The 11,998-nt window shown below is 49.2% G+C and carries 5 protein-coding genes, 1 pseudogene and 1 CRISPR repeat array; all 6 genes and pseudogenes read right to left on the bottom strand.

The annotated features are described in order from the left end of the window. Nucleotides 1–116: 116 nt before the first annotated feature. Nucleotides 117–6,016: direct repeats of the CRISPR family, unit length 32 nt; unit sequence ATTTCAATCCACGCATCCGCGTAGGATGCGAC. Nucleotides 6,017–6,184: 168 nt separating this feature from the next. The 6 genes and pseudogenes from cas2 to cas5c all read right to left on the bottom strand — a co-directional run bounded on the left by cas2 (nt 6,185) and on the right by cas5c (nt 11,663). Continuing rightward, nucleotides 6,185–6,475: a CRISPR-associated endonuclease Cas2 gene (cas2, locus tag AC3WQH_RS24290; RefSeq protein WP_005835709.1), complete on the bottom strand. Its 291-nt coding sequence runs from the start codon at nt 6,473–6,475 to the stop codon at nt 6,185–6,187. A 9-nt stretch (nt 6,476–6,484) separates the two neighbouring features. Further along, nucleotides 6,485–7,515: pseudogene (gene cas1c, locus AC3WQH_RS24285) on the bottom strand (type I-C CRISPR-associated endonuclease Cas1c). Then, on the bottom strand, nt 7,512–8,171 hold the full coding sequence (gene cas4, locus AC3WQH_RS24280; protein ID WP_005835707.1) for a CRISPR-associated protein Cas4: 660 nt from the start codon (nt 8,169–8,171) through the stop codon (nt 7,512–7,514). The pseudogene cas1c and the gene cas4 overlap by 4 nt, the downstream one beginning before the upstream one ends. After that, entirely contained in the window at nt 8,161–9,021 is an 861-nt protein-coding gene (gene cas7c / locus AC3WQH_RS24275; protein ID WP_005835706.1) for a type I-C CRISPR-associated protein Cas7/Csd2, read from the bottom strand. Before cas7c ends, cas4 begins: the two co-directional genes overlap by 11 nt. Before the next feature lie 15 nt (nt 9,022–9,036). Continuing rightward, entirely contained in the window at nt 9,037–10,947 is a 1,911-nt protein-coding gene (gene cas8c, locus AC3WQH_RS24270) for a type I-C CRISPR-associated protein Cas8c/Csd1 (protein ID WP_492332290.1), read from the bottom strand. Further along, entirely contained in the window at nt 10,944–11,663 is a 720-nt protein-coding gene (gene cas5c / locus AC3WQH_RS24265; RefSeq protein ID WP_026558515.1) for a type I-C CRISPR-associated protein Cas5c, read from the bottom strand. The genes cas8c and cas5c overlap by 4 nt, the downstream gene beginning before the upstream one ends. Nucleotides 11,664–11,998 lie beyond the last annotated feature (335 nt).

Raw genomic sequence — 11,998 nt, 5'->3', positions numbered from 1 at the left:
GTTGGACACCTCGATTATGAACGCTTTTATTGTCGCACTCTCGATTCTCCGTGTCCAATGTAAAGTCTAGCATCAATGCGACACAAAGAGCTGGCTGAGCAGCCGTCGCACATGCAATTTCAATCCACGCATCCGCGTAGGATGCGACGATTTTCGCCGTCGACGTCTCCGGTTCGTTGGTATTTCAATCCACGCATCCGCGTAGGATGCGACGTTTGCCGTACCAAACAAGTGGGTTCTCGTCGTGTCCATTTCAATCCACGCATCCGCGTAGGATGCGACCCGCCCACACGCTAATCATAGGCTTGTGTATCATCAATTTCAATCCACGCATCCGCGTAGGATGCGACTATGTAGCGATCACAACAGTCAACTTACGATGACATTTCAATCCACGCATCCGCGTAGGATGCGACGACGCCGCCACAGATAGTCAAGCACAAACCGACAAAATTTCAATCCACGCATCCGCGTAGGATGCGACACTGTTCGACCGCTTGACCGTACCCTTCCGCGAATTTCAATCCACGCATCCGCGTAGGATGCGACCTTGACGCGCACGAGCTGTTGGAAGTACAAGCGATTTCAATCCACGCATCCGCGTAGGATGCGACCGACTTCTGGCGGATGCCGTGTGTATGCGCATAGAATTTCAATCCACGCATCCGCGTAGGATGCGACTACGGCAGACTCGCTGATCGGAACGATGGAAAGTGATTTCAATCCACGCATCCGCGTAGGATGCGACGAGTTGCGTAAAGCTATTACTTATGTGATAGAGGGATATTTCAATCCACGCATCCGCGTAGGATGCGACCATCGACGGTGTCGACTATGAGGCGGGGTTCGAATTTCAATCCACGCATCCGCGTAGGATGCGACACCATACGCCGATGATAAAACGACCACATCTTGCTATTTCAATCCACGCATCCGCGTAGGATGCGACCGAAAAGATCACGAAGTGGTGCGAGGAGCAGGCGATTTCAATCCACGCATCCGCGTAGGATGCGACGTCCCGCCCATACCCGCGCAAATCCATATACTCGACATTTCAATCCACGCATCCGCGTAGGATGCGACGCGGCTTCCGTCTGTGATTCCAGTTCAGGCTCGGAATTTCAATCCACGCATCCGCGTAGGATGCGACAGCCGCCGTCCGTGATAAAGTTCGCGAAATGGTGACATTTCAATCCACGCATCCGCGTAGGATGCGACTCTGGTATAAACATAGTAAGCAATGAGTCAATAAATTTCAATCCACGCATCCGCGTAGGATGCGACCTCCGAAGCGCTGCGCCAACAGCACTGATAGAGCAATTTCAATCCACGCATCCGCGTAGGATGCGACTTCTTTTTGTTTGCGTCAGGGCGCGGGTATATGGCATTTCAATCCACGCATCCGCGTAGGATGCGACGGAGATCAAAAAGGGCTCATGGGTGGCCGGTGTATTTCAATCCACGCATCCGCGTAGGATGCGACTGTATCCGATTTCTTTTATTTCCTCGACTGTAAATTTCAATCCACGCATCCGCGTAGGATGCGACGTACGGCAGTCGCGTGACATGGGATTTGGCAGGAGCATTTCAATCCACGCATCCGCGTAGGATGCGACGTACAAGCCTACTTTAGCGTTCAGACCCTCATGACTCATTTCAATCCACGCATCCGCGTAGGATGCGACAAACCGACAGTTGCCGCTGCACATCCCACGGTATCATTTCAATCCACGCATCCGCGTAGGATGCGACAAAGTCCGGTATTTGGGGCCTGATAAGCGTGAGTGATTTCAATCCACGCATCCGCGTAGGATGCGACATGACGGTCGCCTGGACTGGTTGATAGAAATGCTTATTTCAATCCACGCATCCGCGTAGGATGCGACCCGGACAAAGGATTACTGGATGCCCGATCTGGACATTTCAATCCACGCATCCGCGTAGGATGCGACGGCTGAGCGCTTTTCATGGCGTCAATCCTAAGGTGATTTCAATCCACGCATCCGCGTAGGATGCGACGTTTTCTGGTTGCGGCATTCGGCTTGCACATATGATTTCAATCCACGCATCCGCGTAGGATGCGACCAAAGTTCCCACATCGCCTGTTGACAAGTCTGTGATTTCAATCCACGCATCCGCGTAGGATGCGACGGGATCCGTTAAAAGGACAAGTAGTACCGGTTGTATTTCAATCCACGCATCCGCGTAGGATGCGACCCGGTGACATCGTCGGGACGTTAACACTAACAGATTTCAATCCACGCATCCGCGTAGGATGCGACGGTTTGACGATCTGCTGGATGGTTTGTGTCTCGATATTTCAATCCACGCATCCGCGTAGGATGCGACTTGGTTTTCTGGTTGCGGCATTCGGCTTGCACATATGATTTCAATCCACGCATCCGCGTAGGATGCGACGTGAAAAAGCCGTATTCTCGTCTGGCCGGACAGGATTTCAATCCACGCATCCGCGTAGGATGCGACGCCGCGTAAGCTCAGGCCGTCTCAAGTCCTTTGCGATTTCAATCCACGCATCCGCGTAGGATGCGACACGACATCTGCGAATACGCATTCCGTAACCAAAATTTCAATCCACGCATCCGCGTAGGATGCGACGCCATAGTGTTCGCGAGCACATAACGAGCAAAGGATTTCAATCCACGCATCCGCGTAGGATGCGACGCCGCGATCGCCGCGTCAACAGACGCTTTAAAAATTTCAATCCACGCATCCGCGTAGGATGCGACGAGAAGCTGACCCAAACAATGTTTGTATCAGGTCAATTTCAATCCACGCATCCGCGTAGGATGCGACAGCCCATCAAGATCAACAATCACAGGGTTTTGGCTATTTCAATCCACGCATCCGCGTAGGATGCGACGTGCAACTACAGCATGCAGATACTGGACCAAAACATTATTTCAATCCACGCATCCGCGTAGGATGCGACTCAAAAACATCGAGCATGCGTGGCAAGTGGTGGAATTTCAATCCACGCATCCGCGTAGGATGCGACGACACTACCTCCTGCACGCTGCAAACGGCGGCCGATTTCAATCCACGCATCCGCGTAGGATGCGACGGTCACGGTGCCGCATAAAGAGAGAGGGAGAGTGTGATTTCAATCCACGCATCCGCGTAGGATGCGACTGGAAAAAGGCCAGAAAACAAACCCGAGCATGGAATTTCAATCCACGCATCCGCGTAGGATGCGACGCCTATCGGTTTTCCTCCCAATCACGCACGTACATATTTCAATCCACGCATCCGCGTAGGATGCGACATCATTTCATGAGTCCGAAATTGGGCGGCATCAAATTTCAATCCACGCATCCGCGTAGGATGCGACGTACCGCTAAAATAAAGCCCAGTCCTACCCCCGATATTTCAATCCACGCATCCGCGTAGGATGCGACCTCCGGTTCCTCGCCCGTCATGAGTTCGGTAACGACCATTTCAATCCACGCATCCGCGTAGGATGCGACAGTACTCGCGCAAATACGCAATTGGGTCGGTATGTATTTCAATCCACGCATCCGCGTAGGATGCGACGCTTTCAGTGACGACAAAAACAAGAAAAAAGCGATTTCAATCCACGCATCCGCGTAGGATGCGACTATGGGTTGAGAAAGACGCATTGGTTGGGATCGTGATTTCAATCCACGCATCCGCGTAGGATGCGACACTTCTGGCTTGCATTACGCAAAACCCCCTTTCACATTTCAATCCACGCATCCGCGTAGGATGCGACGGTGGTTGGCGGCCACAACGACATGTTGGGTTGATTTCAATCCACGCATCCGCGTAGGATGCGACTTTGCCGCCACGGATGGGCAAGAGCCGTACATTGGTATTTCAATCCACGCATCCGCGTAGGATGCGACGATCGCTATACATCGAAATGCCCCCCGCCTCTTTATTTCAATCCACGCATCCGCGTAGGATGCGACAGGCCAACAAGTGGTTTCATTCGCGGCGCAGCAAGAATTTCAATCCACGCATCCGCGTAGGATGCGACGTACATTTGAGTATTCAGCCGATTATAACAACAGCATTTCAATCCACGCATCCGCGTAGGATGCGACATCCACGAGATTGAGCGCAGAGATGTTTGAGCCCGCATTTCAATCCACGCATCCGCGTAGGATGCGACACTCAGTGATTATCGAATCTATCGAAGCTTCAATCATTTCAATCCACGCATCCGCGTAGGATGCGACCTTGGCAAGCCGCTCAACCGCGTCTGCGGGCGGATTTCAATCCACGCATCCGCGTAGGATGCGACCGTGCCGTTCGTAATCGTGGCGTCTGCGGTCGTGACATTTCAATCCACGCATCCGCGTAGGATGCGACGCTCAACGTCAGGGACATCCGGTGTGTGCCGCCGCTATTTCAATCCACGCATCCGCGTAGGATGCGACCATAGCGGATGGACGTGCGCCTCGCCGATGCCCGATTTCAATCCACGCATCCGCGTAGGATGCGACTGCAGGACGTGCGCGAGCGGATGGTTCGCGTCGAGATTTCAATCCACGCATCCGCGTAGGATGCGACCCCCGTCGATAATACCGCCGATCTCGCCCGTTTCATTTCAATCCACGCATCCGCGTAGGATGCGACTCAGACAGATACAACTTCCCTTCGCGCGAGTAAATATTTCAATCCACGCATCCGCGTAGGATGCGACGATCGCGACCCTAGCGATAGTAACAAGGCACGCTGATTTCAATCCACGCATCCGCGTAGGATGCGACGCGTAAGCCCGATTTGGATGAGTATGAGATGGCAATTTCAATCCACGCATCCGCGTAGGATGCGACCCGCTGTGACCGTGATGGGTGTGTTGTTGGCGTGATTTCAATCCACGCATCCGCGTAGGATGCGACTTAGCAAGGGCAAAGTCCGGTACTTGGGGCCAATTTCAATCCACGCATCCGCGTAGGATGCGACTGCTGGGTTGATCGGTTTGGATGAGTATAGCGATATTTCAATCCACGCATCCGCGTAGGATGCGACCCGTTGATCGCGTCTGAACCGGATGCGCCCGTTCTATTTCAATCCACGCATCCGCGTAGGATGCGACGTCTACGCAAAGTTGGGCGAGCACGTCTTGGATCATTTCAATCCACGCATCCGCGTAGGATGCGACATCAGGACGAGTACGAGGCCAATCGCGACAAACAGATTTCAATCCACGCATCCGCGTAGGATGCGACACCATCTGGTCGCTCATCTAAATAGATTTTTCCATTATTTCAATCCACGCATCCGCGTAGGATGCGACCTATAAAGGGGGATGAGGTTACATGGCAAAAAGGATTTCAATCCACGCATCCGCGTAGGATGCGACCCTGCTACGGGTGCGGGGACTGGTACGATTACGTGATTTCAATCCACGCATCCGCGTAGGATGCGACCCAAGCGCGGGCTTTTTATTTTGAAAAAAGGGGAATTTCAATCCACGCATCCGCGTAGGATGCGACCCTGCTACGGGTGCGGGGACTGGTACGATTTCTTGATTTCAATCCACGCATCCGCGTAGGATGCGACGCATAATCGACTATTTCCTGACTTATCTTCTTGATTTCAATCCACGCATCCGCGTAGGATGCGACACCAACAAGTTTCCGTTTAGCATACCGTGGGACGTATTTCAATCCACGCATCCGCGTAGGATGCGACTTTAGCCCCCGCAACCAACCACCCGTTGCTCAACCATTTCAATCCACGCATCCGCGTAGGATGCGACGGGGACACTCGCGTCGAAGTCTGTAAGGTTCATATTTCAATCCACGCATCCGCGTAGGATGCGACCCTCGCCGACCGCAAAAACGTCGCTATCCCCGACAGATTTCAATCCACGCATCCGCGTAGGATGCGACGATCTTGTTCGAACCGTTGACGAGCGCGGATACGGATTTCAATCCACGCATCCGCGTAGGATGCGACGCCTGCTGCGAGTATGAGATCAAGCACAGGAAGGCATTTCAATCCACGCATCCGCGTAGGATGCGACAGCGAATTTTCACCCCAAATATGCTTTCATTTTCATATTTGTAATCAAAATACGCTCAAATTCATTCATACGTTAAGATAATTTAGAGAAAGCAGACAAAAAACGGCATTTTAACCCGTTTTTCGGGTGCGAATCCCCCAGGGAATTCGTGTGCGCTTCACATTCGCACTAGAAAATCAATGGCCCCTCTAAATCAATTGATTCTTTCACACCCAAATGCTCTACCTTATTCTTGTAATGATTGCCTAATTGATAAATACGGAGGCTATCCTGATCCAGATCGATGATCGAGAGCAATTCCAGCTTCAATGAAGTAAGCTGTGTGGAATCGACAATGCATTCAAACACGGAATTTTGGACACGTTGACCGTAATTTTGGCATATTTTCGAGACGCGGCGAAGTCTTTTTTGCCCTGCACTGCTAACTGTGCTCACATCATACGTGATCAATACCAGCACACCATTCACCTACTTCCACAAAAAGGGAGGATACTCATCCAAATCATTACGTAAAAAACGGGCTAACAATAAAGCTTGTACGTGCGGAACTAGGCCCCAGGAAATTTTCTCCCCAAGAAATGGATGAGTAATTTTCTCCTGTTTTTTATTTTGCCATGCCGTTAGGAACTTCTTTCTCGCTTCATCTCCCATAATGACGGCACCATTCTCTTTTTGGAAAAAATCTTCCTTGCTCACAATCTTTTTGTTAATTAACGACAGCACAAATCTATCTGCAAAAACTCCTCGCAGCTCCTCCATCACATCTAGGGCCAGGGAAGCGCGCCCCGGCCGATCTCGATGCAAAAAACCAACATAGGCGTCTAATCCAACACCTTCCAGTGCCGCTGCCATATCAATCGCCAATAGAGAATATGCGAATGACAGCATCGCATTCACGTTATCCAGCGGCGGTCTTCGTGAGCGTGCACGAAAGTAAAAACTTTCCTTTTGTTGTAAAATCATGGAGTCAAATAGCCTATTGTAGCAAATAGCTGCCTGACCTTCTAGCCCCCTTAGCCTCTCCAGATTTTCGCAATCCCTCACGTCCAAAAGTAAAGAAGATAGCTGCTTGGATGCATCCTTAAATCGGTCTACATCGATCCGCAAAGGATAGTCTCTGGTCATTCTTTCAATCATCCATTTATGGTTGAAATCTTGCCTACTATAAAATTACGAGCAATTCTTGCGGAAAGAGCCTCATCCTCTGACACCACATACTGTTTTTTTCTCAGGACGACATTCCCCTTGCTTTCCCCAATCACTCTGGCAAGAAATCGCCCGTTCATGGTGAAGAATGTCAATGAAATGTTTCGCTCAGCGCAATATCCCATCAAAGCTGGACTGGCGCCGGTGTAGCCAAATGAGATGATCGATTCCAAATTGTGTAATGGCAGCCTCCCCAACTTCTCCTGATCCTTGAGGAGAACAATATTATCGCCATCAAGCGATAAATACACATCGGGCTGTGTAATAAACAACGTATTTAGCAGTTTCTTCATTCGTTGATTTTCCCTTCAACGTAACTTTTTACGGTTCGTTTGTTCATGAGCTCCGGCAAACAAATATTTTGAAGGGAACAACTTCGACAGAAGGACCCCGTCTTCACTCTAGGAGTATGTCTGCGATGATAGTAGTCTTGCATTTCAGCCACAATCAGCTTCACCTTATCTTTCAAATCAGCCGTTAGCGGGACCTCGACTCGATGCTTGATCTCATGGTAAAAAATATAGCCGAGGTCTATGTCGCACAACAGCATTTCCTCCAAACAAATGGCTTGGGCAACTAATTGTACGACATCCTCTTCTCCGCTTTTCGGCTTCCCGCGTTTATATTCAATGGGATACGCAGTGTATTTGCCGGAAGCCCCATTGATTTCAACGCCGTTATCGCTTTTCACAAACTCTACCACATCACAAACGCCTGTGATCTTGAGGCTTTCCGATTTTACAGGCATGGCTCGAACGATCAGTTTGTCTCCTCGCTTTTCTCTGGCAAACGGTTGATCTGCCTTCCGATGAAGATGTACGCCCTCTATCGTTCTGACATTCTCCTCCCACTGCTGTTCAATGTGAATCAATGCCCACTGCCGTTTGCAAAACTGAAAATGCTGAATGCCGGACAAAAGTAAATAATGATCGTCTTCACTAAATTCCATCCAAAATCTCTACTTTCAACCCATCCAATGGTTGCACCGAGAACATGTAGTCGTCAAATTTCTTGGGTTCTTCTACAAGTCTTTCAATCAATAACGATCGATGTACCTTTGCAGAGGAATAGTGGCCCAACTTGGATGGATGCTCCCACCAATACACCCTGTGAACTTCCATACTTCCTTCCGGACGGGCAGAAGACGCATCGTTCTCAAACAAGGTCACTAACGCCCTCTTGATTTTCTCGGCGTCTTCGTTCGTAAATCCCGTTTTTTCGGCGAGCTGCGTATTGATACTACCGTAAAAGACATACACCCCTGAGTCGACTCGATGCTTCATTCCCATCGTATCTGAGCCGCGAGAGGCTCCAGGCTCCGAGTTCACGCTTTTGGTAATCTGGACGCTGGAGATGTCAATCGGATCTAAACTGGTCGCCGTATGAATGGAAACAGGCCCTCTTACGCCGACAGATACACCCGCTCCTTTTTCCGCTTTGAATGCAAATACTTGACCAAAGCTTCGAACATCGATCCATTCCTGGCAAGCAATTCTGGCAAACTCATCGCTGGATACGTTTTTGGACTTTAATACCTTCTCCAGCTCGGCATTCGCATCTGCCCGCTCTCGAAGGCTTCCATAAGAATCTGATTTGCGATCATTGGACTGTACAAATATGGATTCGCCCATATCTTGCAGACGATTTCGAATCTTCCGTTTCAATGCGACATCAGAAATTTCTCCATGGCCATCATAGTTTTGCCGTGGCCGATTGCCATTCAGCGGGTCCCCGTTCGGATTGGCTTTCGTCACCGATAAAACGACGGCAAAATCGATTTTATGATCGAGCGTTGTCATATGATTCTCTCCTTTTTAATGAGTTGCTTCCGTTTCCTCTGTATCGGTCGTGCTTTTTTTCGTATACAGGTCGTGCCTTTGACTGTAGAATCCGAGCAAAAATTTGCCGGACAATGGTTTGTTATTGAATTGTTCAATGGGAATACGCGATCCTATTTCGTCAATCAGACGGTTGAAATAGAACGCTTGTCTGCCCAGCCTTGCCTGATAAGGCTGCAAGCACGCCTGAATCGTCCGCCAGGTTCGCTCGGGATGCCTTGCAAACTCATTCATGTAGCGAACCGCATTGCTGGCGCGGTCGTCAGCCCCCAACGCTCGTCGTTCCAAAACATCAGCCACGGCCAACAGACGGCCAAACAAATAATCCCGGTCATTTATGCTTTCATCCAACGCCACTTTGAATCCCTCCTGTTCTTCCTGTTTGTTAATCAGCGCACACGTGATGCTCAACGTCTTCTCCCACTCCCATTTTTCCATGGAAACGGGATTGGCTGCACGCCGGCAGGAGCTCATTATGATATCCAATGGAATGTTTCGGCCATCCAGCACACAAGGCAACATTCGCTCCTTGACACCTTTGACCACTTCCTTGCTTGCCCGTGGTCCGTATGCGGCAAATGCAATATCCTTCAAGGCAGGCGCTCCAATAAACTGCACAAATTCCCCGTCACCATTTTTTCGGTATTTATGCAACCAGGCGCAAGTCGAATGCCATTCCACCAGCTTGTCGAAATACTGCTCTTTGTCCATATTGCGGTAATACAATACCGCCATGCGCCCCGTTGTTGCCGAATCGAGAACCAAAATATTTACATTTTCTTTTCTGTCGGGCAAACCTGACAATTTGTTGCGATACCCGTCTAGCGCCTTCGCTACCTCTACAGCCAATTCTTTATTGGTATATGCAATCTTGTCTTTGGTAGAGTCCGATGTAGAATCAATCGAAAATAAATCCTCAGTAATATCGGGAATATCCAGTTCACGATTGCTCCAGATAAGAAACACTCTTTGATCGATCATTTTCCCTTGGCGATTGATTAGCCACTTCAGAGCATTATGCGCTTTCTGGGATACCTCGTAGCTGATGCTTGCCGCCTCATTGCTTTGCGTAAACCGCCCTCTGAATGTAAAGCCGCTGTTATCATTCGCCGAGATCAGCTTGGCTTTGTCTGCTGCATTCCTGATTTTGTTGGCATGCTTGTCTGTTGCAGGCAGCTTCTTACCCGTTACATAGCAGAAATCTTCGCCACCTAGCTTGCTGCTGTAAAATTGAATGAAAGAATCGTATACCTGCTGATCGTTCCACACCTTCGTCAGTACCTTCGTGGGCGAGTAGACGTTAAATCTGACAAATGCGCTTGTTTGCTCGCCAGCAACGACCGAAAAGATCGATGGCTTGGCTCCGTAGCGAGCTTCGGCATTTTTATCCCATTTGCTCAACAGTCGCTGATTTTCGTCTACATATAAAATCCCATGCGCAACTAAATCTTGAATCAACCGCCCCTTGCGCAGGTAGCGGTAGATGCTTTTCACCTTGTCGACAGCGTATGGAGAATTTGCCCACTCTTCCAATTGCTTGATATAGTGCGGAAAGGGCTCTTCCTTTTTGAATTCTCCACCATAGTCTTTGTAATCTCCCGCTACGTAGCTTAGTTTGTCATGCAATGGATAAGGGGCGATCTTTGTACCTGATCGACTGGCGGAATCTTCTGTACATGGGATGACTGTGCTTGCATCGTTTTTCTCAACTACTGTCGCAAAATGAAACTCTCCGTCTTCCGTTACATCCACTTCGATATGGGCATTTTGCGTAGTATGCGAAACAGGCAGTAGCATGTACTCCTGGTCGTTGGACTTTCTCTCAATCTTGCCGACAAACTCCAGATTTGCCTCGTATGTTTCGTACAAATTCAAAAGCCAGCTCATCGGTTATCCACCTCTTCCAGTTCGGCAAACAGATCGTCCACGGAGAGTAAGTTAGTAGAGTCGAAATGCTTTGGTTTCATGCTGGCAACCGGCCGGATTTGCGGACACTTCTCTGGTGGAAGAAAGCAGATAACTCCATTCTTCATTATAGGATTCCATAAGCGGACTTCCAGCTGATCCCGCCCTGTCTCGTCCGGGTAATTGATGCCATGCACCATCGTTCCCAGATGAATCTCCCCGTAGTTGTCATAGAATCCGTCTCCCTCGCCAAACACGCATGGCTCGACATATGCCTGACATTCCCGCGTGCCAAGGAAAATGTCTCTTCGCCCTCCAGCCTGAAGTGAGCGTTTCAAAATGTTGTGATGCTTATGCTCGTTGCGGTCATAGGCCAAATCCGGGCGATTCTTATTGAACTCGAAATGAGCTTGAACCTGGTAGCGCACATCTCTCAAATACGTGTAGTTTGCAAGCGTATTTCCTCCGCCGTATTCGATTGGACGAACACCCTTAGACTCCATGCGGATTGGGTTCATAATTCGCACTTTATCTACAATCATCACCAATGTTGGCTTCCAGTAAATGGACTCCACTATGCCCTTTAGAGCCTGGTAGGTGGGAACTTGGTAGGAAAGCTTTTCTCCGCCAAGTTTTGTTAATGGGTCGGTGAATAGTGCGTAAGACCCAAAAACTTCAAACTCGATTGCGTTTCGCATAGCATTACCTCCTCTCTTGTACTGACTTACTTAATAGTAAACTGTAAAGACAAAACCAGACAGATTTCTTAAGTGTCCTCTGATTGCAAACACGTGTACTTCGATACTTTCGATTGCATTAAACCCACTTGACGTATTTTCTTAGTTCCACCTTAAACTGTGTCAACGACTAATACTACCGATCTTTACGAACCCTACTCTGATTAACTTATTAGTAAGTAATCCACTCACTTGGAGTGTTTGGCAAATGAAAAATACCTAGGACGTGTCTGAAAACTAAAGAAAATGTGGTATGATTTAGGAAAAACGAATGGAGCAACGAGCATGATTCAAAG

It is taken from the genome of Brevibacillus sp. FW301-21C12A (assembly GCF_058788915.1).
The sequence above is the reverse complement of the archived record's forward strand: the minus strand, read 5'-3'. Positions and strand labels throughout refer to the sequence as shown.

Bases quoted from the DNA above. Each gene is read 5' to 3' on its own strand.
- cas7c (WP_005835706.1), bottom strand. From the start codon at position 9,021: ATGACAACGCTCGATCATAAAATCGATTTTGCCGTCGTTTTATCGGTG.
- cas8c (WP_492332290.1), bottom strand. From the start codon at position 10,947: ATGAGCTGGCTTTTGAATTTGTACGAAACATACGAGGCAAATCTGGAG.
- cas5c (WP_026558515.1), bottom strand. From the start codon at position 11,663: ATGCGAAACGCAATCGAGTTTGAAGTTTTTGGGTCTTACGCACTATTC.
- cas4 (WP_005835707.1), bottom strand. From the start codon at position 8,171: ATGGAATTTAGTGAAGACGATCATTATTTACTTTTGTCCGGCATTCAG.